Origin of the sequence: Corynebacterium auris (assembly GCF_030408575.1) — a bacterium.
Taxonomy (GTDB): Bacteria; Actinomycetota; Actinomycetes; order Mycobacteriales; family Mycobacteriaceae; genus Corynebacterium; species Corynebacterium auris.
Map to the genome: position 1 here is coordinate 206,342 of NZ_CP047047.1, position 23,659 is coordinate 230,000.

Sequence of the window (23,659 nt, forward strand, 5' to 3'; positions counted from 1 at the left end):
ATGTCCCGTTTCACCTCACCAATCACCTCACTGTTTTCTCATCTTTCGGCGCACGTGACCGTTCGACTGGCCACTGTCACCAACGACCGCGGGATGAGCACCATCGAATATGCATTTGGTTCACTGGCCGCCGCCGCCCTCGCCGGGGTGCTGTACATGGTGGTCAACGGCAACGGGGTCGTCAGCGCCATCGAAGGCGTCATCACCGACGCCTTGAGCAACACGCCGGGCTAATGCTTCGCGACGACCACGGTTCCGTCACCGTCGAGGCGGCGCTGTCCCTGTCGGTCCTTGTCACGGTTGCCGCGGCGATCATCGGCGGGATTGCGACGCTGGCCGCATACATCGGTGCCGTGGACGTCGCCGGGGCTGCGGCGCGCGCCCACGCGATTGGGGTGGACTACGAGCCCCCGCGCGGTGCCGTCAGCGTCTCCGAGGACGCAGGAGTCGTCAGCGTCACCGCCACCGTTCCCGCGGCGCTGTTCGAGATCTCGTCGACGGCGCGTTACCCGGTGGAGTACCGCTGATGCGGCGCGCGCACGCGAATGACGAGGGCTACGCCACGGTCATGTCGGTGGGCATCATCGCCGCCGTCGTCAGTCTCATGCTCGTCGTGGTCGGCGCCGGGGCGCAGGTGGCCTCTTCCCACCGTGCGCGCAACGCCGCGGACCTTGCCGCCGTGGCGGGGGCCACCGCGTTCTACGAGGGCGCCGACGCCTGCGGGGCGGCGGCGATGACGGCCGAGCTTAACGGCGCCCGCGTCGACAGTTGCGAGCTGCGCGAGCCCGACGTGCTCGTGGAGGTCAGCGTTGGTCGCTCGCGCGCCCAGGCGCGCGCGGGCCCCCTGTGACGCCCGGGCCGGCTTCGGAGGCGGTCATGGCGCACAGCCCGCCCAGAAGCTTCAGCGCGGCGGCCTTGTCGAGCGGCTGGTTGCCGTTGCCGCACTTGGGTGACTGGACGCAGGAGGGGCACCCCGCTTCGCAGGCACAGGAGCGCACGGCCTCGTAGGTTGCGGCGATCCACTCGGCGAAGCGCCTGTAGCCTTCGTCGGCGAAGCCGGCGCCGCCGGGGTGGCCGTCGTAGACGAACACGGTGGGCAGCAGGGTGTCCTGGTGCAGCGCCGTGGACACGCCGCCGATGTCCCACCGGTCACAGGTGGCCAGAAGCGGCAGCAGGCCGATCGCGGCGTGCTCCGCGGCGTGCAGCGCGCCGGGGATCTCGGCGGCGGAAATGCCCATCGCGTCGAGCGCGAGCGGGTCGACGGTGTAGGCCACGGCGCGGGTGACTAGGCGCTGCTCGGGCAGGTCGAGGGGGATGTGCTCGGAGACGGAGCCGTCGGCCAGCCGGACGACGTAGCCCGTTACTCGGTCAACCACCTCCACGTCGAGGTTGGCCACCCATAGCCCCGGCGCCGGGTTGACCCGCGCAGACGCCTCCCCGAGGACGGTGATCGAGGTGGTGGAGCGGGCCTGGGTGGAGTAGTCCGGCAACTCGGGCCGGGCGAGGGCGACGTAGTCATCGAGCTCGAGGGATTCGATGACGAAGTGTTCGCCCTGGTGGATGTAGACGGCGCCGTCGTGGACTTGGCTCATCGCCCGGGCCGCGTCGACGGTGCCGAGCAGGCGCCCGTCGGTGACGTCGACGATCATCACCTCGGAGCCCGAGCCGCCCCGCAGGGACACTGAGGCGTGAGCGCTTTCTGGTGTCAGCTCGCCGTCCAGCTGCGGCACCGCGAACCACCTGCTGCCGCGGGCGCGCAGGTAGCCGCCCTGGGCGAGCTCGGCGACGACGGCCTCGGCGCCGAAGGCGGCCACGTCCGCGGCGGTCAGCGGGCGCTCCACGGCTGCGCAGTAGATGTGGCCGCGCAGGATGAACGGATTGGAGGGGTTGAACACGCTGTTTTCCACCGGCTTGCCCACGAGCGCGGCGGGGTGGTTGACCAGGTAGGTGTCCATGGGCTCGTCGCGGGCGACCATGACCGCGACAGACGCCTGGCCGCGCCGGCCGGCGCGGCCCGCCTGCTGGCGGAAGGAAGCCACGGTGCCGGGGAAGCCCGCCATCACCACGGCGTCCAACCCGCCGACGTCGATGCCCAGCTCAAGCGCATTGGTGGTGGCCAGGCCCACCAGGTCGCCCTCGTCGAGGGCGCGCTCGAGGCGGCGCCGGTCCTCGGCGAGGTAACCGGCGCGGTACGAGGCGACGCGCTGGGCGAAGTCCGCGCGGCCCGCGGCGACGAGGTCTTCCTGCGCGCGCATGGCCACGAGCTCAGCGGCGCGCCTGGAGCGCACGAAGGCCAAGGTTCTGGCCCCGGATTGCACGAGGGCGGACAGGAGGGAGGCGGCCTCGGTGGTGGCGGCGCGGCGCACCGGTGCGCCGTTTTCTCCCTCTGCTCCCTCGATGAAGCCCGGCTCCCACAGGGCGAGGGTGCGCGCGCCGGTCGGCGCCCCGTCCTCGGTGACGGCGACGACGGGGCGCCCGGCCAGGCGGGATGCCTGGCCCGCGGGGTCGGCGGCGGTGGCCGAGGCGAAGATCAGGGTGGGCGTGGAGCCGTAAGCTGCGGCCAGGCGCAGCAGGCGGCGCACGGTCAGGGCCACGTTCGCGCCGAACACGCCCCGGTAGACGTGGCATTCGTCGACGACGACGTAGCGCAGGTGGCGCAGCAGCCGCGCCCACCGCGCGTGGTTGGGCAGGATGCCGGAGTGGAGCATGTCGGGGTTGGTGAAGACGAAGCGGCTGCCGTCGCGGATCGCGGGCCGTGCCTCGGCGGGGGTGTCGCCGTCGTAGGGGGCGGGGTTGGTGCCCGCCGGGGCAAGGGCGCTGACGGCGTGCAGCTGGTCCGAGCCGAGCGCCTTGGTGGGGGTGAGGTAGAGCGCGCAGGCGGTCGGCTCGTGCGCGAGGGTGGTCAAAACGGGCAGCTGGTAGCCCAGGGACTTGCCGGAGGAGGTACCGGTGGCCACCACGACGTCGCGGCCCTCCCAGGCGAGTTGTGCGGTGCGCGCCTGGTGGATGTAGGGGCGGGTGATGGAGGCGTCGATAAGCGTGCGTTTGAGCCTCTCGTCAACCCACGAGGGCCACTCGGCCCAGCGGGCGGGGGTCGCCACGGTGTGTTCCACGTGGGTGATGCGGGAGGAGGGGAGGCGTCGGCGCAGCGTATCGACGATTTCCGTGCCGAAACTCTGGTCCTGGTTGGACATGCGTTTTACCCCCGGTTGGAACAGCGGATCCGTAAAGTATGCCATCCTGGCCCTCCCCGGCAATAATTTCGTGGCACAATGAGCACGGTCACAGAATCTTTGTGCGCCTCAGCAAGGTGCTCGTGAGTTTTTGTTGCGCGGGCGCCAGGTCCTTTCAGGCCTGGTGAACGAGAGACCATTCGTTGCCAGCAATTTTTTGAAAGGTACGCACCATGGCTACGGGAACAGTCAAGTGGTTCAACGCGGAAAAGGGCTTCGGCTTCATCGCGCCTGACGACGGCTCCGCGGACGTCTTCGTCCACTACTCCGAAATCCAGGGGTCGGGTTTCCGCACCCTGGAGGAGAACCAGCAGGTCGAGTTCGAGATCGGTGAGGGGGCCAAGGGCCCGCAGGCCCAGGACGTGCGGGCGCTGTAAAAGCTCTAAAGGCCGTCCGGCGCAGTGCAACCCCTCTACCGGAGGGGTTTTCGCGGTTCTAGGCGGCGGACACGCCGCGGCGCACGTCGTTCCAGTCGAAGAGCCAGCCCTGCAGCTTCTGGATGAGCAGCCCGACGAGCGAGCCGAGGGCAACGCCCACGATCATGGCCAACAGTGGGTAGTCGGCGAAGAGGGAGCCGCCGAGGTAACCGACGCCGACGCTGAGGAACGCCCAGATGACGACGCCGATGGTGTCGTAGATGATAAACGCCACCCAGCTGTAGCCGACCGAGCTGAGCACGATGGTGGCCACCCACCGCGCCCAGGGCAGGAAACGGGCGACGATGATCGTCGCGCCCGCGCCGCGGTTCATGTTGCGTTTGACCCACGCGATCGACTGGCCGGCTTTGGAGTTGGGGTCGAGGCGGTCAACCACCGTGATCAGGCGTTTGCCCAGGCGGAAGCAGATGTTGTCGCCGATGACGGCGCCGGCGATGGCGGCGAAGATCACCCAGCCCGGGTGGGGGACGCCGCGGGAGACGGAGAACGCTCCCGCGAGGTTGAGCACGGTTTCCGAGGGCACTACGGGCGCGAGCGCGTCCGCGATGATCAACAGGCTGACCAGCGGATAGAAGATCGGCATCTGCATGAGGTTTTCAAGGAAACCGATCAAAGAATCGATCACAGGGGAGTGCTCCTTCCTGGCCGTGCCACGCCGTCCTGATTCTACCGGGGGCTCGCCCGGGGATTTTATTTCCTTGAGTCACCGTCTGCGTGATACTTCTCTGATAGAAAAAGGGGAGTTTCGGACATGTGCGCGGAGTGCGGTGGCATAGCCCTGCGGGGCCACCTTTATGGTGGGTGCGAGCAAGCGCCCTTAATATAAGGCGCAGATCGAGAAGAAAGAAGAGGTGTCACCCAGCGTGGCAGACAACGGCACAACCCTCGTCATCGTGGAGTCGGCGACGAAGGCGAAAAAGATCCAGAAGTACCTGGGCGACGACTACATCGTTGAGGCGTCGGTCGGGCATATTCGAGATCTTCCGGGCCGCGCCGCGGACATCCCGGCGAAGTATAAGAAGGAGCCGTGGGCCAAGCTGGGCGTCAACCCCGAGGAGGGCTTCGCGCCGATTTACGTGGTCAGCCCTGACAAAAAGAAGAAGGTCTCCGACCTCAAGGACAAGCTCAAGAGGGCCGACCGCTTGCTTCTGGCCACCGACCCGGACCGCGAGGGCGAGGCGATTGCCTGGCACCTGCTGGAGACACTCAAGCCCACCGTGCCGGTGGAGCGGATGGTGTTTAACGAGATTACCGAGTCCGCCATCCGCGAGGCCGCCGAAAACACCCGCGAGCTGGACATGGACCTTGTCGAGGCGCAGGAGACGCGCCGCATTCTCGACCGCCTCTACGGCTACGAGGTCTCGCCCGTGCTGTGGAAGAAGGTCATGCCGCGCCTGTCCGCCGGCCGCGTGCAGTCGGTGGCCACCCGCGTCATCGTCGAGCGCGAGCGCGAACGCATGGCCTTCGTCTCCGCCGAGTACTGGGACCTGACGGCGACGCTTTCGCCCGGTGGCGATCCCTTCGACGCGAAGCTTGTCGGCGTCGACGGCAAGCGCGTGGCGCAGGGCCGCGACTTCGACGACCGCGGCCACGTGACGTCGCAGGGCGTCTACGTCGTGGATGAACCGGCGGCGCGCGCCCTCGCCGAAGGTCTCGAAGGCGCGGCGATGCAGGTGGACAAGGTGGAGGAGAAGCCCTACACCCGCCGCCCCTACGCGCCGTTTATGACCTCTACGCTGCAGCAGGAGGCAGGGCGCAAGCTGCACTTCACCTCGGCGCGCACGATGCGCATCGCGCAGCGCCTGTACGAAAACGGCCATATCACCTATATGCGTACGGACTCGACGTCGCTGTCGCAGCAGGGGCTCGACGCGGCGCGTTCCGCGGCGACCGAGCTCTACGGTTCGGAGTACGTCAGCGACGCGCCGCGCCGGTACGACCGGAAGGTGAAGAACTCGCAGGAGGCGCACGAGGCGATCCGTCCGGCGGGCGAACGCTTTGCCACCCCGGGCCAGCTGGCTAGCTCCCTCGACGCGGAGGAGTTCAAGCTCTATGAGCTGATCTGGCAGCGCACCGTGGCCTCGCAGATGAACGACGCGCGCGGGACGTCCATGAAGGTCACCGTCGCGGGGACCGCCAGCTCCGGCGAGGCGGTCGAGTTTGCCGCGACGGGGCGCACGATCACGTTCCCGGGCTGGCTGCGCGCGTACTCGGACGCCACCGATCAGGAGGCGCACCTGCCGCGGCTGCGCGAGGGCGACGCGCTGGAGACGCAGGCGATCAGCGTCGACGGCCACTCCACGAACCCCCCGGCCCGCTACACCGAGGCGAGCCTGGTGAAGAAGATGGAAGACTTGGGCATTGGGCGCCCGTCGACCTACGCCTCGATTATCAAGACGATCCAGGACCGCGGTTACGTCGCCGTGCGCGGGAGCGCGCTCGTGCCCACGTGGGTGGCCTTTTCGGTGGTGGGGCTTCTGGAGAACAACTTCGACGCGCTCGTCGATTACGATTTCACCTCCTCGATGGAGGACGAGCTCGACGAGATTGCCCACGGCAACGAGAACCGCACCGAGTGGCTCACCGGCTTCTACTTCGGCGACGCTGACGCCGAGGACAGCATGGCCGAGGCCGTGGCACGCCGCGGCGGGCTCAAGCACATGATTGAGGACAACCTCGAAAGCATCGACGCCCGAGCGGCGAATTCGCTCGCGCTTTTCGACGACGACGAGGGCCGCCCCGTCATCGTCCGCGTGGGGCGCTACGGGCCCTACATCGAACGTCAGGTGGGCACGGACGCCAACGGCGACCCGGACTACCAGCGCGCCAACGTGCCCGAGTCGGCCACCCCGGACGAGATCACCCTGGAGCTAGCGGAAAAGCTCTTCGCCACCCCGCGCTCCGGTCGAGAGCTAGGCGAGAACCCGGAGAACGGCCGCATGGTGGTGGCCAAGGAGGGCCGCTTCGGCCCGTACGTCACCGAGCTCGTGCGCGACGACGAGCGCGAGCGCGCCGAGGCGCACGCCGAGACCGTCGTCGCCGCCGAGCGCGCCGCCGAGGACGAGCAGCGCGCCGCGGAGGGCAAGCGGGCGAAGAACTGGGAAACCAAGACCGCGGCGGCGCAGAAGGAAAAGCGGATCGCCGCGCTGGTGGACGAGCAGCTGAAACCGGCGACAGCCTCCCTGTTTTCCACCATGGAGCCGTCGACGGTGACCCTCGAGGAGGCCCTGAAGCTGCTCTCACTGCCGCGCGAGGTGGGCGTGGACCAGTCGGACGGCGAGCTCATTACCGCCCAGAACGGCCGCTACGGGCCGTACCTGAAGAAGGGCAACGACTCGCGCTCGCTGAGCAGCGAAGAGCAGATCTTCGACATCACCCTCGAGGAGGCGCGGCGCATCTACGCCGAGCCGAAGCGGCGCGGCCGTGCCGCGGCGAAGCCGCCGCTGAAGATGCTGGGCGACAACGACGTCTCCGGCAAGCCGATGAGCGTGAAGGACGGCCGCTTCGGCCCGTACGTCACCGACGGCTCGACCAACGCCTCTCTGCAGCGCGGGGATACCCCGGAGACGATGACGGATCAGCGCGCCAACGAGCTGCTCTCGGCCCGCCGCGCCCGCGAGGCGGAGGAGGGCGCCGCGCCCGCGAAGAAGAAAGCGACCAAGAAGGCCGCCACGAAGAAGGCCACGAAGAAGACAACGAAGAAGGCGACGAAGCGCCCTGCGAAGACGACGAAGCGCGTCGTCCGCGCGAGGAAGAAGTGATCCTGCGGACGCTGCGCGGTGCGGAGGCGCTGGCGCACTCCTTAGCCGCGGCGCGCACCCGCCCGGATCGCGCCGCCTGGGTCGCGTGCACGGCCGCAGCTGTGGCTGGTGTGCGCTTTGCGGAACCCGCCGCCAGGGCGCTCGCTGCCCCGTGGAACCCCGCGGCGGCGGTGGCGTCGATCGAGCAGCAGCGCGTGCCGCGCACGCCCTCGCTGCTCGGCGTGGGCGCTTTCGCGCTCGGCCAGGTGGTGTACGCGGCGCGGCTGCTGCGCCTCGGGGTGCGCCCCGACGTCCCGGTGGCGCTCGCCTGCGCGGCGGCCACCGCCGTCGGCGCTTACTCCGCCCGCGGCACAGGCCTCTCCCCGGCCGCCCTGGTCGGCGGTGCCGCCTCTACTGTGACCACGGCGCTGGCTAACGATCCCGCCCTGCGCAACGGCGCGCCTGCTTCCGAGGGCATCAGCCACGGCGCCAACCTCGGCTTCGCGGCGGAGGGGCTGCGCCTCGCCGCCAACGCGGCTCCCCGCCGTCCGCGGGCCCGCCTCCTGGCTGCGCTGTGCGCCGCGACGGGCCTCGTCGGGCAGCTGCTCCTCGCCGACGGCCTGCGGGGCTAGCTTCTCACTGAACTTCCTACCCAGCTTCCTACTTAACTTCCCAATTGTTATGTTGGGTGGGAAGTTACGTTTGCGGGGAGCATGCACATGGAAGCGGTCCAGCTCGAGGAGATCATCGAGAAGCTGAGGGTGATCGGTACCGACCATCAATCGGTCGAAGTCAAAAGCGGTATCGGGAAGAGCATCCGGGAAACCTTGAGCGCTTTTTCCAACGGTAACGGCGGGCTCATTATCGCGGGTGTGAGCGAGGAACAGGGCTTTACGCCGGTGCGCGACTTCGATGCTCGGAAAGCGCAGGACCAGCTCGAGCAGCGGTGTGAACAGGTGACACCGCCAGCTCGCCCGCGGATCGAACTCGTCCCGTTCGAGGGAACGATTCTGCTGGCGGCCACCATCGGGGAGAGCGTGAGTGGTGATAAACCCTGCTAGGTCACGGAGCAGGGCCTGTACAACGGGAGCTACATCCGAACCGGTGACGGCGACGTTCGGCTGTCGAGGTACGAGGTAGACAGGCTTTTAGAGGAGAAGAAGCAGCCAAAGTGGGACGAAGAGCCGGTCGCCGGGGCTCAGGAAGGCCACCTGGACCCGCAGATGCTCGAGGGCTTCTTGCGGGTGCACGAGGAACGGCGCCCGAAGACGTTCGCGCAGGGGCGCGACACGGCACTTCGGCGCTTAGGGCTGATCCGTGAGGGATCCCCGACGCTGGCGTCGTTGCTGGTGATGGGCGAATATCCCCAGGAATTCTACCCGCGGCTTGTGGTGACGTTTGCTGTTTTTCCCGGAACCCGAAAGGGCGAGGTGACGGAGGGGGAGCGGCTCGTGGATTCCGAGACGATCACGGGCAGCATTCCCGACATCGTGGCCCAAGCGCTCAGAGCGGTCAAGCGCAATATGAGGACAGGGGCGATGATCGAGGGAGCGTTTCGGCGCGACGTTCCCGACTATCCCGAGGTAGCGGTGCGCGAAGCGCTGGTTAACGCGCTCATGCACAGAGACTATTCGCCGCATTCGCAGGGCAGCCCGGTGCAGATCAGCATGTTCGTGGACAGGTTGGAGATTTCAAGCCCGGGAGGCTTATACGGGGGCGTCACCCTCCACAACCTCGGTAAGCCAGGCGTGAGCTCTACGCGAAACCAGCGGATAGCGTCGTTGCTGGAGGACGTTAGGTTCCCCGGCGGGGGTGCCGTTGCTGAGAACCGCGGGACGGGCATTGACACCATGAAGAACGCCCTGGCCAAGGCGCTCATGCCCCCACCGGAATACCTCAACACTCTGAACAGCTTCACGGTGCGGTTTTCTCGCCGACGCGTGGCACCACGAGAGCAGTACGGGACCGCGCGTGACCGCGTGCGGGGGCACTTGGAGGGGATGGCGTCGGCGTCGACCTCCGAGCTTGTGGCTGCCACTACCCTGAGCCGCTCTTCCGTGCAAAAGGCTCTGAATGAGCTCATGCGGGACGGGACCGTTGAGCGTACGGAGCCGGCGAGGAGCCCGAAGCAGCGCTACCGCCTGCGCGAATAGCTTCCTACCCAGCTTCCTACTTAACTTCCCAATTGTTATGTTGGGTGGGAAGTTAGGTAGGAAGCTACGACCTGTCCGCCAGCGTCGCCCGCACGGGGCGCGCCAGCTGCGTCATTTGGTTGCGCCCGCGCAGCTCGATGGACTTCATCAGGGTCCAGCGCTGCTGCTCCACCTCGTTGGCGGCGCGCAGCGTGGTCGCGTTCGTGAGCACCTGGCCCGGCGTGTCCTTGGCCAGCTCGGTGAGGCGGGCGGCGGCGTTGACGGCGTCGCCGATGACGGTGTACTCGAAGCGGTCGGAGCCGCCAATGTGGCCGGCTACGACGTGGCCGGAGGCGACGCCGATGCCGGCCTGCAGCTGCAGGCCGAGGATCTCCTGGCGCAGCTCGCGGGCGGCCTGGAGGGCGTGGGACGTGGCGTCGTGAAGCGCGATGGGCGCGCCGAAGACTGCGAGCGCGGCGTCGCCCTCGAACTTGTTGATCACTCCCTTGTTGCGGTGGACCACCTCGACGACGACCTCGAAGAAGTCGTTGAGCGCGGCGACGACCTCCTCCGGGGTGTGGTCGACGGCGAACGTGGTGGAGCCGATGACGTCGATGAACACGACGGCGACCTTACGGTCCTCGCCACCGAGCTCCGGTTTTTCCTCCAGCGCCTTCTGGGCGACCTCGATGCCGACGTAGCGGCCGAAGATGTCGCGCACGCGCTGGCGCTCGTTGAGCCCGCGCATCATCTCGTTGAAGCCGGCCTGGAGTACGCCGATCTCGGAGCCGTCGTAGATGTCCACCTGGGTGTCGGACTGGCCGCGGCGGACCCGGTTGATCGCCTCCTGCAGCTCCTTGATCGGGTCGACGACGCTCATGATGGAAAAGGCCGTGCCCAGGATGCCGGTGACGAGAGCGGTGACCGCCAGCGCCGTGACGGCGGGGATGAGCTCGCCGGGTGTGTTGGTGAAGTAGTTGTTGCGCTGCGCCCAGATCAGCAGCAGAATGCCGAGCACCGGGATACCCGTGGTGGTAAACCACGTGAAGTAGAGCCGCGCGGCGATGGGGGGCTCCAGGGTGGAGTCCTCGAAGCGGCGCGCCAAGGCGCTGGCGGCGATGGGCCGCACGAGGCGCGCGGCCTGCATGTAGGTCAGGATGGCCACGATGACGCAGGCCATGAGGGTGGACACGACGACGACGACGGTGAGGCGCGCGCTGATGCCCGAGGCGATAACGCCCGCGATAGCGATGCCGATGAGCCACACCGCGACAACCACCCACGTTTGCAGCCCGGGGATGCGCATCACGAGGTTGCGCACCATGTTCGGGTCGTGGTCGTCGGGGTTGCGCTGCCAGTCCAACACCGGGCGGAACAGCAAAAAGGTCACAGCGGCGCCGAGGATGACGGCCACGACGAGGTAGGTCAGGCCGACAAAGCCCACCCCGTTGCTGGCGATGGAGAGAGACTCCACCTCGGGCAAGGGGATTAAGAAGCGGATGAACAGCATGATCGCCAGCGCCCCGAGCACGTTGGTGCCCAGAACGGTGGCGGCGTAGAGGGGCCACGAGGTGCCCCAGAGCCACTTCAGGCCGCGCCACAGTCTGTCCATGCCCACCTACCTTAATGGGATGGTCCGCGTGTCGGGGGAACAAGTAGTGTGTCTGATGTGACGTTGAGGAGCGTGAGCGACAGGCTCGCCGACACCCCGCGGGTGCGCGAGACCATCATGGCGGCCGCGGCCGCCGCCCGGGGCATCGGAGACCCGCGGGCGATGACGCATTCCTGGCTCCTGACGGGCCCGCCCGGCTCGGGCCGCTCGACGACAGCCCTGGCCTTCGCCGCCGCGCTCGTGTGCACCAACCCGGAGGAGATCGGCTGCGGGCGCTGCAAGGGCTGCCGCGACGCCCTCGCGGACTCGCACACCGACATCGTCCACGTCGTGCCCAAGGAGCTGGTGATCCGCGCCAACGCGATGCGCGACATCGTCCACCAGGCCGCCCGCCTGCCCACGGTGGCGAACTGGCGCGTCATCATCATCGACGACGCCGATCGTTTCACCGAGGAAGCCGCCGACGCCTTTCTCAAAACCGTCGAGGAGCCGCCCGCGAAGACCGTCATCATCCTCTCCGCCCCCTCGACCGACCCCGAGGACTTCTCCGAGACGCTGCGTTCGCGCTGCCGCCACGTCTACATCCCGGCCCCCTCCGAAGACGAGATTGTGCGCATCCTCACCGAGGAAGAGGGGGCATCGCTTCACGACGCCCACCTCGCCGCCGCCGCCTCACTGCGCCACATCGGCCGCGCCCGCCTGCTGGTGAGGAACAAGGACGTGCAGGCGCGCCGCGCGCAGGCGATCAACCTCGCCGAGCTGGTGTTCCACGGCGACCAAGCCTTCCAGGCCGTCGGGGCGCTCGTCGCTACGGCGAAGAAGGAAGCCGTCTCCGCCTACGCCGAGGAGGACGAGAAGGAGCGCGTGGAGCTGGCGCAGGCCGTCGGTGTCGGCGCCAGGGGGAAGGGGGCGGCGAAGGCGCTGCGGGGCAGCGAGGCGGCACTACGCGAGCTCGAGGAGCGGCAAAAGAAGCGCTCGACGCGCCGCGGCCGCGACGTCCTCGACCTCACACTCGTGGACCTGGCGGGGGTGTACCGCGACGCGATGGTGCTCAAAAGCGGCGCCGACGTCGGGCTGACCCACCCGGATTTCGAGGGGTTGAGCGCCGAGATCGCCGCCCGGGTGGATCTCGCGGGCCTGGTCGCGTGCCAGGACGCGATTGCGAAGTGCCGCGAAAGCCTGGACCAGAACGTGCAGCCGACTATCGCGTTCAACGGGATGCTCGGGCGCATCCGCCAGGCCTGTAACGTCAAGTAACCTGCGGGTTTCACACTTTCAGTGCCCCTCGGTTAAGCTATGGCGCGGACATACTGCCCTGCGCAGGCGTTCCGGCCACCTTAGCTCAGTCGGTAGAGCATCTCACTCGTAATGAGAAGGTCGCGAGTTCGATTCTCGCAGGTGGCTCCACCAAAACCCCAGCTAGACAGCGTTTCTAGCTGGGGTTTCACTCGTTCACCGCGCAGGGAAGTTGTCCCGAGAAAGCCCAGGAAGTTTCTCGTATTACCGAGCACCGACCGAGCACAGACTGAGCGTTGAGGTGATCGCCGAGGACCGTCAGTAATTGCGCTATAAGTTGAGGAACCGCTACGGCGATTACCACACGCACCGTCGGAGATGGATATGCTGGAAGCCGACATGAGCCACTCCGCCATGTCCCAAAAAGGCGGAACCCCCGCACCGGCGCCAACCTAATGCGGGTGTTCTGTGAGGCTAGCTGGACAGCCGCTCGACAGCCTTGCGAACTCCGTCAGCAAGGTACATGGCCACCAGCCGCACCCCGGCCGGCTCGCGATTTCACGCATCGCGGGCCAGGCCCTCCTCTTACCCTTCTGGGGTTCCGATTCGTTAGGCACTTTCGGTCTCACCTCCCTTCACGGTTAGAGGTGATCGCGGGTCAATCGCCTCAACCTTGGCGGTGGAGACAATCGCACCGCGAAGGAAGTAGAGCTCCACCAAAGGTGTCACTCTTCTGACAAGAATTTCAGGGGGCCTGTTCAAACGAGGCCCCGGAATCACGTGCCTGCCATTTTCCGCGTTCGCGCTACATAGAGACGGTTCGCGAATGTCCAAAGCCTGTGGATAAACAAGGCGTACTAGCCCGCGGCCGGCACCGCACGCATAGCTCCGCGCCTGGCAGTTTTCTCTGCACGCCGCGCCGCGTGCCGGGCTTCGCGTTCATGCTCGGCGGTGAGGTGTGCGTCTAGGGCGTGGGGACTGGCGTCGAGTCCTTCGTCCCAGAGATGGCCGTAGATGTTGAGGGTGGTGGAGGCGTCGCCGTGGCCGGGCGCCGCTGCTCGGCCGCCAGAGGAAGTGGTGCTCCGATAAGTGTATAAAGCGGGTTCAGCGCCCTCCGGAGCGTTACCCGGAACTTCAGCCCGGGACCAACGGGGTAGAGGTTAGCCCGCGGGGCCTGGCCTCGGTTTTCGAGGCGGCGTCGACCAATGAGGCGCTGGCGACGTACCAGGCGCTGCGTGACTGGCTGGCTCTCGAGATCGACGAGTCAGACCAGCCGCACGACGTCGCCGTGCTCTCGGCACGGTTGGCGGACGTCGTGGAGAAGGAGGGAAGTGCTCTTGACGAACTCCGACAGCGACGCGAGCAGCGCGCCGGGTAGTCCGGTTGGCTCCCAGACGCCGAGTTTCCTCGCGAAGCCCGCTTTGCTGGCAACGGACTTCGTCGACGGTGATGACTTCGTTGACCTGGCCGCCGCGTGGGCTGGGGCGGCGCCGCTGGTGCCGTTCGTCAACCGCTCCCGCACGGGGGCGCGGTGGGGGAAGTCGGAGATTACGGCGCCGCTTCGCCGATACACCGATTCCGCGGTGCACACGCTGATAGCGATGGACATCATCCGCGAGTTCTTCTCCACCCCGCAGCGTTATGCGATCGGGTTGGACCGGGACTCGTTTGTCTCCCCGGACGGTGCTCATATGTCGCCGTGGCAGGTTGTAGTGGGCCGCATGTGGGCGACTGGAACGAGCGGGGAAGACGAGCAGGCCCCGGAGCTGGGAGAATTCAAGCCCCCGCCCGCGGGACCATTCTTGGAGCAGATCGAGGGGCTGGCGCAGTTGGCTGCTAGCGAGGCGGGCCTGCCGGGCCACTACTTCGGGCTTCGTGGTGATCAGACGACGTCGGCTGACGCGATCCGTGTGATGGAGGCGCGCCTGGTGAAGCGGGCGGAGCGGCGTCAGAAGTCGTTTGGCCGCGCGTGGGGTGATGTCGGGCGTCTTGCCGGTGCGGCTACTGCGGGGACGACTTTTGCGGATGCGTCGCCGGTGGGTGTGCGCTGGGGTGACCCGGCAACACCCACGGTTGCGGCGACGACGGACGCGATGGTCAAGCAGGTGCAGGCGGGTGTGGCCCCGAAGAACTCGCGGGTCGTGTGGGACCGGCTTGGCTACACGCCGGAGGAGCAGCGCGTCATGGAAGCCGAGGTGCGCCGCGTTGAGGCACTCGAGCGCGCCTCCATGGTTACCTCAGCGCCCGGTGCAGCGGAAGGACGGGACACCATCACGGAAGACCGGATGGCGGGTGAGCTGACAGATGGACTTTCTTGAAGCTCGCCGGATATACGTCGCGACTCTGCGCGGAATCGAGAAATTGGCGCTGCGTGATTGGCTCGCGTGGTGGGATACGACTGACGGGACGGGCTTTGTCGAGCGACGCGCGTTGCTTGAGGAGCCGTTCACAGCGATCGCGACGATCTACGGTGAACAAGCCGCATACGCTGCGGCGGACTATCTGTTTCTGCAGCGCAGTCTGGACGAAACGCTGGCCGGGCTCGCGTATCCGGAAGTTGCGGATCCAGTTGGCTACGACCAAGCGGCGGCGGCGTTCCGCGCGGCCATGCGGATGTCTGACGCGGACTGGAAGCACTTCATGGTCGAGAAAAACACCGATGGACTCGACGAGTTCAATGCCAAGACGATGCAGAAACTCACCGGAGCGCTCAACCGCGTGGTGCTGCTACCGGCACGTGAGACGGTCGCCAGGAACATCGCGCCGGGAATGCGGTTTGCGCGTGTTCCGGAGCCGGGGGCCTGCAACTGGTGCTTGATGATCGCGTCGCGTGGTGCGGTGTTTAGCAAGGACACTGTCGGAATGACGAGGTCGAGGCGGTTCCACGACAACTGCCGGTGCGTCGGCATGGAGGTCGGCGGGCAGAGTGCTCCGTTGCCGCGGGTCAATCGCGAGCTGGAGTCAGCATGGAAGAAGGCGACCAAGGATGGCGGGGACCAGGGCGAGCTGATCAGGAAGTGGAAAAACTATCTGGATCGCCGGTCGCGCATCGTGCAATCGCAGGTGCGGTTCCCGGACATTCCGGGGGTCACGGTGCCGCGCTACACAGGAAAGCCGGAGAGGACGGTGACGCTTCCGAGTGGGGAGACGATGACAGTACCGCTTCCGGATTTGCACCAGGTGCCCGGGCATGTGCTTTACGGGTGGACGACTGCGCCACCGTGGGGACGCAGTCGGGTGGCGCCGAGCAGGCGCGCGCCGGGTGATTATTCGCTGGACAACAGGTTCGGGCACAAAGCAGGAAGCACGGCAGCGGGGACGAAGTTTCCGGATGACTGGAGCGACCAGCAGATCGTCGACGCCATCCGGGACATTCTGGAAACAGGAGAGGCAGAGGTATGGAGCGCACCAGCTACTCTCATCGCTGACAGAGCGGGAAACGAATGGAAGTCGGCGCACGATTTCAAACTATCCTTCCTCGGGGAAGTAGGTGGTGAAACGATTCGGGTGAGGTACACTCTTATCGACAGCGTTCCAGTTCAGCCATTCGGATACCCAGTTAGGAGGTGATCGTGTGAGCGTCCCAAAGTTTGAGTCTGCGTTCGATCTTGCCGATTACGTGACCTCGCACGGCCCGAAGGTGGATGAAGCATTCCTCAAGTTCATCTACGGGCAAGAGGCCGCGGACGAGATTTATGACTACCTCGTGGAAGCAATGCGCGTTGCCCCGAACGAGCCACTGGATGAGTTGTTCGCGGTAGTCCGCGAAAACATCAAACTTGTTGATGGCGATGAGTCGTGCATTGAACTCGCGGACTTCGTAGCAGCACCCGAGGACTGCTTCGCCTGAACAGCACGATAGCGCCGCCTAGACGGTAGGTTTTGTGCCGGGTTCGATTCCCGGTCGGCGCACAGCAAAACCCCATTGCCCCTGGTTGGTGAACTGCTCCCCATTAGTTGGACTGAGAAATCAGTTACCGACTTGTGGGGAGCAGTTCATGAGGAGTTTTCCGGGGGGTCTCCTGAGAAGAAACATCGGCACCGAGCCTACGCGGGGCTGTGCCGCGCAAACGGCGCCGGCGAGGTTTTCAACCCGGGGCCGTACTTCACGCAACGAATTCTGCCCGGCGACTGGACCGCAGAGACTAACCTGCAGCCATGAGTTTCCTCCGTAAAACTGCTGCTGCCTCCGCCGCTCTATTCACCCTGTCCGCGCCTGTGGCCGCGGCCGAACATGCTCCGATGTCGGGGATCAGCCCCTACGCCCACGAGGCCATTCAGATGCTGCCGTATAGCGTGCCCGTCCCCTGGGACACTCCGGGAAGCCCGTACCGCCAGCTGAAGGAGTGCGCCCACAGCAACGCTGGGACGAGTTCACGCTTCGTGGGCGCCGATCAGGGCCTCTACCTCGCGGCGGTGAGCTGCGTCCTGTTCAACCCGATGCTCAACGGTGCACTCGACCGGCAGATGCGCGACGTCGCCGGGCGCTAACGCGTTCGAACGTGGACGGCCGCGTGTCGGGGCCGCGGGTTAGCTTCTCACCATGGCCAGAACATATCCCGAGGATCAGCCACAGGAGTGGCCCGGCGGTGTGGTTGTCCTGCGCGGCAACCGGCGGCCCCGGCCGACCCCCTCAGCTCGCTCGAATACGGGGGTGGCTGGTCTACGGAACCGGGGATGCCGTCTACCTCTGCGGCTTCCGCGGGGCTGGCTGCCAGCGGGACTGCAAGGAATTCGCCGTCATCGGCAACCCCGCCGAGGTCGAATACTTCGACATCAACCGTGTCATGACGTGGTTCGTCGTCTTCGCCAACCGCGAGCGCACGTGGGACGGCCTGGTCGCCAACGGTGCCAACCACGGAACCTTCTTCCTCGTCACCGATACACTGGTCAAGCTGATCGAGGATGCCCCCGCAGCGCGAGCTGGGCGAGCGCCCACGGAGAAAGGAAAAACTAAATGGAAATGAGCAACATCGCCGAATGGACGCTGGTGGCGGAGGCCCCCATCCCGGAGGACTTCCGCCAGATCGTTGTGCCCGGCGAGGAACCGATCGTGGCCTTCAAGACCTACCGGGACAGCGCCATCTTCACCACCCGCCGACTCATCGTCCGCGACGCCCAGGGCATCCGCGGCAAGAAAGTTGAGATGTACTCGCTGCCGTACTCCTCGATCAACATGTGGTCCACGGAGAATGCCGGCACGCTCGACTTCAACGCCGAGATTGAGCTGTGGACACGCGCCGGGTGCATCAAGATCAAGATCGGCCGCGGCCTCGACGTGCGCAAAGTCGACGCACTCATCGGTCGCTGCGTGCTGGGGGGCTGAGGAGGAGTAAAAACGGCTGGCGAGAGAAAGGGCACTGGTGGGAATTCACATCTGGGGGCTTCATAACAACGCGTTGAAGGAAGAGCTTCTCGAACAGGGGTTTGTCAGCATCGGGTGGGATGAGCTGGGAGACTTGAGGGCATTGGCGAGGCGCCGAGAGGCAATCAAGGCGGAGCTGGCCCGCCTGCACCCGGAAGACTCTGCGGGACGCATTAGTACTCATGCCGGCGTGGTCTACCGGTTCGCTCACGTGATGGAACCCGGTGACTTGGTTGTTGCACCCTACAGGCCTGACAGCACCATCAACATCGGTCGCATCTCAGGTGAGTACTACTACGAGTCAGATGCGCCGCTCCACCGTCACCGCCGTCCAGTTGAGTGGCTCAAAACGGGTGTAGCGCGCAACGAGTTCAGCCAGAGTGCGCTGTATGAACTGGGATCAGCGGTCACGCTCTTTTCCGTGCGACGCCATCAGCAGGAAATTCTCGCGGTTTTCGAAGGCGACCGGGTGACAACTCCCCAGGCGCAGCCCGTCGCTGATGTCGCCGACTCGGACGAGCCGACCCCCGAGATGCCGAATGCCGCTCGCATCGAGCAGGCGACGGGGGACTTTGTGCTCGAAGCAGTGAGTAAAGAGATCACACCAGCCGAGTTCGAGAGCCTCACCGCAGATGTGCTCCGCGCTCTCGGGTACCGCGCCCGGGTCACTCCGTACAGCAGAGACGGCGGGGTTGACGTGATTGCGCACAAAGACCCGTTGGGCGTGGAGCCGCCGCAGATCATGGTGCAGTACAAGCAAATAATTGGATCCGTAACGGCACCTGACGTCCAGCAATTGGTGGGAGTTGGCTGGGGGAGCTCACTCTTGTTCGTCACCACTGGGAGCTTCACTCGGGACGCCCAAATAATTGAAAGGCAGAACGCCCGACTCCGTTTGATCGGGGGCAGCGAATTCGCTGCCTTAGTCATCGCGAACTACGAGAAGTTGCCGGAGAAGTGGCGCAAGGTAGTGCCGCTTCGCCCGGTGATGGCCGTCGACACCAGCGCGGAGTGAGCCTTCGATTCGAGAATGACCACCTCTGCGAAGGAACCGAGCTGAGCTGATTACAGGCGAGGCTGGTGCGGACAACGGATCATCGAGATGCCGTGACAGACCAAAGAGGACAGGCGCAAAAGCGGCGCTAAGAAGGAGAAGAAATGTCGACGCCAGGTAATTCCGACAGGGCAGTCGCGCCGCTCACCCTTAACGGCGGCGTAGCGGCGTTCGACCCGACGACGCTGAAGATTGCGGCTGAGGTTCTCGGCCTCGAGCCGGGCGAGGCGCTCCGGCCGGGTGCGCCGCGGGTCCTGCGTTCTCTCGCCGACGTGAGCTGCACTGCCTCTTCGGTGACTGTGAAGATTGATACAGGGCTGCTGCGGTGGGATGAAACTCTCGCCCCATTCGCAGAGGAATTCACGGCGTACAACGGCTCCGAGGTCTGGGGAGTCCACCTCGGCAAAGCAACGGTGGTGAACTGTGGCGATGCGGTTGTCGCCGCGGTGCCCATGCGCGCAACTACGGCCGGCGGCGCTCCAATCCGAGCCTGGTTCGCCGAGTTAAAGCAGGCCCCAGCGGAGCTCGAAGGGTTTGAGCTCCTCGCCAGAACGCGGCACTACGAGGCGCGATGGCGGAGGGGAGCGGAGGACAAAAAGCTTCAACGACCGCTCACCCACATCACCGTCCCGGCGCAGCAGCTCACATACGAATCTTCAATCCCAAACGCTCTGGGTACGTCTACGGCGGTTGCGGACATCCGCCAGCAGTTCGCGGCCAACATGGACGAGACAGGTGCGCGGGTAATTGCTGAGACCACAATCCTCACCGGCGCGCCGGTAAATCTCCCGGAGGAGCATGTTTTCGGGACTAACGGCCCGGTCATGTTCTGGTTCACCGAAGACGGTAGCGAGTTACCCTTCTCAATCATCTACACCACAGCCGAGGCGTGGATCGTCTTGGAGGGCTTAGGACGTGACGCCCCGTAGGAAGCCAAGTAGCGGATCTGGGGCTGATGCACGGATAGGTGACATGGTTAGTCACGCGGCCTGAAGGGCCTCGTTGTTGATGATGGTCTCGAATTCGATGGGGGTCAATCTGCCGAGGCGGTCTTGCCGTCTACGGCGGTGGTATGTGTGCTCGATCCAGTGCACGATCGCCGCGCGGAGCTCGTCTCTGGTTGCCCAGGGTCGACGATCCAGGACGTTGTTCTGTAGCAGCGAGAAAAAGCTCTCCATGGCTGCGTTGTCGCCGCACGCCCCGACCCTGCCCATCGAGCCGATCAGCCCGTGATGGGTGATCGCCATCTGCATCTTCTTAGAGCGAAATTGCGATCCTCTATCGCTGTGTAGAACGCAGCCGGTCACGTCGCCTCGCCTGGCGACGGCGCTGTTGAGCGCGTTGACTGCCAGCCGGGATTTCATTGTCGAGTCGATCGAATACCCGACAATCCGCCCCGAGTAGACGTCCTTGATCGCGCACAGGTAGAGCTTTGCCTCGCCCGTTTAGTGCTCGGTGATGTCGGTCAGCCACAACTCGTTTGGACTGTGGGCGGTGAAATCCCGCTCGACGAGGTCGTCATGGACCGAAGGCCCGGCCTTGCGGTGCCGACCCCGACCTTTCTCGCTGATGGCGCTTTTCCAGCCGCCGGCGGAGCAGATCCGCCAAGCGGTACGCCGGCACATCCTCTCGCCCGCGGCTTCGGCCTCGTCGGCGAGGTAGCGGTAGCCGAACTCCGGATCCTTTCGGTGGGCGTCAAATAGAGCGTTGGCCCGGTACGCCTCGGCGAGCTCGGCGTCGGTGATCGGGTTCTTCAGCCACCGGTAGTAGGGCTGACGAGCTATTCCAAGTACCCGACACGCCACCGCGACGGGGACACCGTCAGCGGCGAGCTCGGTCACGAGCGGGTACCACCTTTTCCCGGCAGATTCGCCTGGGACAAGTACGCCGCCGCGCGGCGCAGGACCTCGTTTTCCTGTTCAAGCAGACGCACGCGCCGCTTGGCCTCGCGCAGTTCCTGGGACGCCGCGGCGGTCGTGCCAGGTGTGATCCCAGCCTCCACGTCGGCTTTGCGGATCCACTTGTTCAGGGTCATCGGGTGGATACCGAAGTCGGCAGCGATCTGCTTGACAGTCACACCGTCTTCGCGGTTCTGAGCAACGCGCACCACGTCGTCGCGGAACTCCTGGGGGTAGGGCTTGGGCATAGTAACATCCTTCCAGACCGACCCCGCAGGGCCAGCCAGATCAGATGTCACCTACTCGTGCACCAGCCCCTCCAACTAATGGGCAGCAGTTCATTCTAGCTGGGGTTTTCCTCATTTCCCGCGCCGCGGCAGAGCAGAGCTCCACCGACCATCCGGCGCGAATGCGCACCGCAAATCGGCGGGGGAAGGCGCTTGACACCCACGGGTGCTGCGCACGCGGAGCGGCAGCGTGCTGTTTACCGGTGGTGAAAGAAGGCCGGCGACCCCAGCTGCACCGCAGCACAAGTGAGGGCGGCCCGACGGGCGCCGGAAATCCGCACCGCGGGCACGCCCGAACGATCATGAGCCCTCATAGGGGCCTTTTACCTGGAGTTTTGCCAAAAATCCGAGTTTTCGGCAATGCTTCGACCTCGTCATTCCGGCGGTGGCCGTGCCGAACATTGACCGTGTCACCGCGCTGACGGGCACGCGGAGCGCTGCGCTACCTGCCGCGCTTGCGCCGGTAGTACACCTGGCGGCGCACGCGTGCGACCACATCGCCTTCTTCGTCGACGACGGCGGTGTCGAACCAGTGCAGGTACTTCTCCCCGCCGGCCGTCTTCTCCCGGATCAGCTCGTAGGTCTCGTCCGAGATCTCCATCGTGGCGGTGAGCGTGCCCTTGCCGGGTTTGACAAACTGCACCTCGCCCGCGACGTCCCACACCCGGTAGTCGCGCCCCAGCCGCGCCATCGAGGCGAGCATGAAGAAGGGGTCGGTCATCGCCATGATGGTTCCGCCGAAGGCGGTCCCCACCGCGTTGCGGTTCAGCCGCGTGAGCTTGTGCTTGACGACGACCCGGGAACCGTCGTCCGCAAACTCGGCGACACGGATCCCGGCGCCCAGAAAGGGCGGCCAGAGGAACATGAAGCGGCGCAGCATTTTCGGGGTGAAGTTCATGGGGGCTCCTTAAGTGTACGTTTGCGTAGCGATTCTACGTGACGCACACCACAGGTGCCCGGTCAGTCCTCGCGGGTCGAGGGCGGGAGATGGCGGGCGACCACCTTGCCCGTGGCGTTGCGGGGCAGGGAGTCCACGAAGTTGACGTCGCGGGGGATGGAGTGGTCGGCCAGGTTGTCGCTCACCCAATCGCGGATGGCGTCCGCGGTGAGCGAGTGGCCGTCCTCGGTGTCGGCGCGCACCACCCAGACGGCGATGCGCTTGAAGGTGTTCTCGTCGTCGACGCCGCCGGCGTGTACCTCGTCGATGCCGGGCATGCGTTCGAGGACTTCGACGACGGACTGGGGGTGGACGTTTTCCCCGCCGACAATGATCATGTCGTCGCTGCGCGATAAGACGTGGAGGTGGCCGTTGCCGTCGACGTAGCCGAGGTCGCCGATATCGACGAGGCCGTCGATGCGCACGATCTCGGTATCGGGGTTGGAGTATCCGGTCAGGGCGGTTTCGTTGGTGAGGAAGATGCGCCCGACGGTGCCTTGGGGGACTTCGTTGCCCTCGTCGTCGTAAAGCCTGAGGATGGTGCCCGGGGGGATCTTCCCCGCGATGGTGGGATCTTCGGCGATCATGTCGGCGCTGGCGCAGGCCGCTAGGGCGAGCTCGGTCGAGCCGTAGTAGTTGGCCAGGATCGGGCCGAAGCGGTCGATGGTGCGCTCGACCAGCACGGGGGTCAGCGCGTTGCCCGCGGAGGCGATGAACTGGAGCGTCGTGGTGTCCCACTTCTCGTTGTCGGGCAGATCGAGCATCTGCTTGAAGAAGATGGGGGAGGAGACGAGCCCGTCGCAGCGGAAGTTCTGGATCTGCCGGAAGACGTTTTCTGGGTCGAAGATGCGCTGGGTGACCACGGTGTTGCGGGCGGCGAAGGCGATGTTGACGGCCGACCAGCCCCAGGTGTGGAACATGGAGGCGGTGATCTGCACCGTCATCGCCCGGCGCCACGGGACGGCGTCGAGGTAGCCGGCGACGACGAAGGGGAGGACGGGCTCGGGGCGCAGGATGCCCTTCGGCACGCCCGAGGTCCCCGAGGACATGAGCACGATGTTGCCGTGCTTCGGGAAGGTGGGCAGAGGGGGCAGGTCGTCGGCACCGCCCAGGACGATCCGCTGGATGGTGTCGTCCTCGCCGTGCTCGTGCGCGGTGTGCGCCCAGACCACCGTGACCTCGTCGATGCCGTCCGGGATGCGGTCGGCGAACTCGTCGTCGATGAGGAGCACGTTGATGTTGTTCTCGGCGAAGGTGCCGGCGAGCTGCTCGGGCGAGGAGCCGACGTTGAGGAGGAAGAGCTCCGCGCCCGCGTAGCCCTTCGCCGTCATGGGCAGGATCATGCCGCGGCCATTGCGCGCCATGACGCCGATGCGCAGCGTGTCCAGGCCGCGCTCGTCCCTGACCCGGAGCAGCCAGCGGGCCAGGGTCTTGGACTGCTGGGCGAGCTGGTCGTAGGTGAGCACCCCGTCGTCGTCGATAAGCGCCGTGCGCTGCGGGCTCGTGTGGGTGGCGTGCTCGACCTCGCGCGCGGTGGTGAAGCGGTAGCGCGCGAGCGTGGGCCCCGCCGTGGTGAGCGCGCTGAGGCTGCCCTCCGGGTGGAGGATGCCCGCGCGGCCGATGGCGCCGACGAATTTCGCGAACGAGGAGGCGGTGAAGGCGGCTCGGCGAAGGGGTGAGAGGGGTGAGAGGAACGACATAAAACTCCTTACTTGTAGTCTGGGCGGC

The 23,659-nt window shown here is 66.0% G+C and carries 20 protein-coding genes, 1 tRNA gene and 2 pseudogenes; 17 read left to right on the forward strand and 6 right to left on the reverse strand.

Annotation, left to right across the window (positions count from 1 at the left end; genetic code table 11):
* From CAURIS_RS01010 to CAURIS_RS01020, 3 genes are read left to right on the forward strand one after another with little or no spacing between them, the layout of a single operon-like run.
* The gene (locus tag CAURIS_RS01010) at positions 1-234 is read left to right on the forward strand and encodes a DUF4244 domain-containing protein (protein WP_290342385.1); all 234 of its coding nucleotides are present in this window, start codon (positions 1-3) and stop codon (positions 232-234) included.
* Positions 234-527, forward strand: a complete 294-nt coding sequence (locus CAURIS_RS01015; RefSeq protein ID WP_290342386.1) for a hypothetical protein — start codon at positions 234-236, stop codon at positions 525-527. The genes CAURIS_RS01010 and CAURIS_RS01015 overlap by 1 nt, the downstream gene beginning before the upstream one ends.
* Complete coding sequence (locus tag CAURIS_RS01020; protein WP_290342387.1) at positions 527-850, forward strand: Rv3654c family TadE-like protein; 324 nt, start codon at positions 527-529, stop codon at positions 848-850. The genes CAURIS_RS01015 and CAURIS_RS01020 overlap by 1 nt, the downstream gene beginning before the upstream one ends.
* Here the strand turns inward: CAURIS_RS01020 and CAURIS_RS01025 are convergent.
* On the reverse strand, positions 804-3,194 hold the full coding sequence (locus CAURIS_RS01025) for a DEAD/DEAH box helicase (protein ID WP_290342388.1): 2,391 nt from the start codon (positions 3,192-3,194) through the stop codon (positions 804-806). The genes CAURIS_RS01020 and CAURIS_RS01025 overlap by 47 nt on opposite strands.
* A gap of 212 nt (positions 3,195-3,406) precedes the next feature.
* On the opposite strand from CAURIS_RS01025, the gene cspE reads away from it, so the two are divergent.
* Positions 3,407-3,610, forward strand: coding sequence for a transcription antiterminator/RNA stability regulator CspE (gene cspE / locus CAURIS_RS01030; protein WP_290342389.1), 204 nt, complete (start codon positions 3,407-3,409; stop codon positions 3,608-3,610).
* A gap of 58 nt (positions 3,611-3,668) precedes the next feature.
* Here cspE and CAURIS_RS01035 read toward each other — a convergent pair whose 3' ends face one another.
* Positions 3,669-4,295 (reverse strand): DedA family protein, encoded by a 627-nt coding sequence (locus CAURIS_RS01035; RefSeq protein ID WP_290342390.1) that lies wholly within the window; start codon positions 4,293-4,295, stop codon positions 3,669-3,671.
* Between the two features lie 238 nt (positions 4,296-4,533).
* Between CAURIS_RS01035 and topA the strand changes: the two genes are divergently transcribed.
* From topA to CAURIS_RS01050, 3 genes and pseudogenes are all read left to right on the forward strand, one after another.
* The gene (topA, locus tag CAURIS_RS01040) at positions 4,534-7,431 is read left to right on the forward strand and encodes a type I DNA topoisomerase (RefSeq protein WP_290342392.1); all 2,898 of its coding nucleotides are present in this window, start codon (positions 4,534-4,536) and stop codon (positions 7,429-7,431) included.
* Complete coding sequence (locus tag CAURIS_RS01045) at positions 7,428-8,042, forward strand: hypothetical protein (RefSeq protein WP_290342393.1); 615 nt, start codon at positions 7,428-7,430, stop codon at positions 8,040-8,042. Before topA ends, CAURIS_RS01045 begins: the two co-directional genes overlap by 4 nt.
* An 87-nt stretch (positions 8,043-8,129) precedes the next feature.
* Positions 8,130-9,563, forward strand: a pseudogene (locus CAURIS_RS01050) (ATP-binding protein).
* 64 nt (positions 9,564-9,627) lie between these two features.
* Here the strand turns inward: CAURIS_RS01050 and CAURIS_RS01055 are convergent.
* Positions 9,628-11,154 (reverse strand): adenylate/guanylate cyclase domain-containing protein, encoded by a 1,527-nt coding sequence (locus CAURIS_RS01055; RefSeq protein ID WP_290342394.1) that lies wholly within the window; start codon positions 11,152-11,154, stop codon positions 9,628-9,630.
* Between the two features lie 57 nt (positions 11,155-11,211).
* Between CAURIS_RS01055 and CAURIS_RS01060 the strand changes: the two genes are divergently transcribed.
* The 10 genes from CAURIS_RS01060 to CAURIS_RS01105 all read left to right on the forward strand — a co-directional run bounded on the left by CAURIS_RS01060 (position 11,212) and on the right by CAURIS_RS01105 (position 19,738).
* Positions 11,212-12,411, forward strand: a complete 1,200-nt coding sequence (locus CAURIS_RS01060) for a DNA polymerase III subunit delta' (protein WP_290342395.1) — start codon at positions 11,212-11,214, stop codon at positions 12,409-12,411.
* Positions 12,412-12,485: 74 nt separating this feature from the next.
* Positions 12,486-12,561: transfer RNA gene (locus CAURIS_RS01065), tRNA-Thr, on the forward strand.
* A gap of 1,166 nt (positions 12,562-13,727) precedes the next feature.
* A complete protein-coding gene (locus tag CAURIS_RS01070) occupies positions 13,728-14,708 on the forward strand; it encodes a hypothetical protein (RefSeq protein WP_290342396.1) in 981 nt (326 codons plus the stop codon).
* Complete coding sequence (locus tag CAURIS_RS01075) at positions 14,695-15,960, forward strand: VG15 protein (RefSeq protein ID WP_290342397.1); 1,266 nt, start codon at positions 14,695-14,697, stop codon at positions 15,958-15,960. The genes CAURIS_RS01070 and CAURIS_RS01075 overlap by 14 nt, the downstream gene beginning before the upstream one ends.
* Positions 15,961-15,964: 4 nt before the next feature.
* The gene (locus CAURIS_RS01080) at positions 15,965-16,240 is read left to right on the forward strand and encodes a hypothetical protein (protein WP_290342398.1); all 276 of its coding nucleotides are present in this window, start codon (positions 15,965-15,967) and stop codon (positions 16,238-16,240) included.
* 308 nt (positions 16,241-16,548) lie between these two features.
* Complete coding sequence (locus tag CAURIS_RS01085; RefSeq protein WP_155860808.1) at positions 16,549-16,881, forward strand: hypothetical protein; 333 nt, start codon at positions 16,549-16,551, stop codon at positions 16,879-16,881.
* A gap of 98 nt (positions 16,882-16,979) precedes the next feature.
* Complete coding sequence (locus CAURIS_RS01090) at positions 16,980-17,357, forward strand: hypothetical protein (RefSeq protein WP_019193784.1); 378 nt, start codon at positions 16,980-16,982, stop codon at positions 17,355-17,357.
* The gene (locus CAURIS_RS01095) at positions 17,348-17,716 is read left to right on the forward strand and encodes a PH domain-containing protein (RefSeq protein ID WP_040421023.1); all 369 of its coding nucleotides are present in this window, start codon (positions 17,348-17,350) and stop codon (positions 17,714-17,716) included. Before CAURIS_RS01090 ends, CAURIS_RS01095 begins: the two co-directional genes overlap by 10 nt.
* 37 nt (positions 17,717-17,753) lie before the next feature.
* On the forward strand, positions 17,754-18,770 hold the full coding sequence (locus tag CAURIS_RS01100) for a restriction endonuclease (protein WP_290342400.1): 1,017 nt from the start codon (positions 17,754-17,756) through the stop codon (positions 18,768-18,770).
* A gap of 143 nt (positions 18,771-18,913) precedes the next feature.
* Positions 18,914-19,738 (forward strand): hypothetical protein, encoded by an 825-nt coding sequence (locus tag CAURIS_RS01105; protein WP_019193787.1) that lies wholly within the window; start codon positions 18,914-18,916, stop codon positions 19,736-19,738.
* Between the two features lie 51 nt (positions 19,739-19,789).
* Here CAURIS_RS01105 and CAURIS_RS01110 read toward each other — a convergent pair.
* From CAURIS_RS01110 to CAURIS_RS01120, 3 genes and pseudogenes are all read right to left on the reverse strand, one after another.
* Positions 19,790-20,955 (reverse strand): annotated as a pseudogene (locus tag CAURIS_RS01110) (IS3 family transposase).
* A 481-nt stretch (positions 20,956-21,436) separates the two neighbouring features.
* Positions 21,437-21,892 carry a DUF4442 domain-containing protein gene (locus tag CAURIS_RS01115; protein ID WP_290342401.1) on the reverse strand — a complete coding sequence of 152 codons (456 nt, stop codon included), beginning with the start codon at positions 21,890-21,892 and terminating at the stop codon, positions 21,437-21,439.
* A gap of 62 nt (positions 21,893-21,954) precedes the next feature.
* Positions 21,955-23,631 carry an AMP-binding protein gene (locus tag CAURIS_RS01120; RefSeq protein ID WP_290342402.1) on the reverse strand — a complete coding sequence of 559 codons (1,677 nt, stop codon included), beginning with the start codon at positions 23,629-23,631 and terminating at the stop codon, positions 21,955-21,957.
* Positions 23,632-23,659 lie beyond the last annotated feature (28 nt).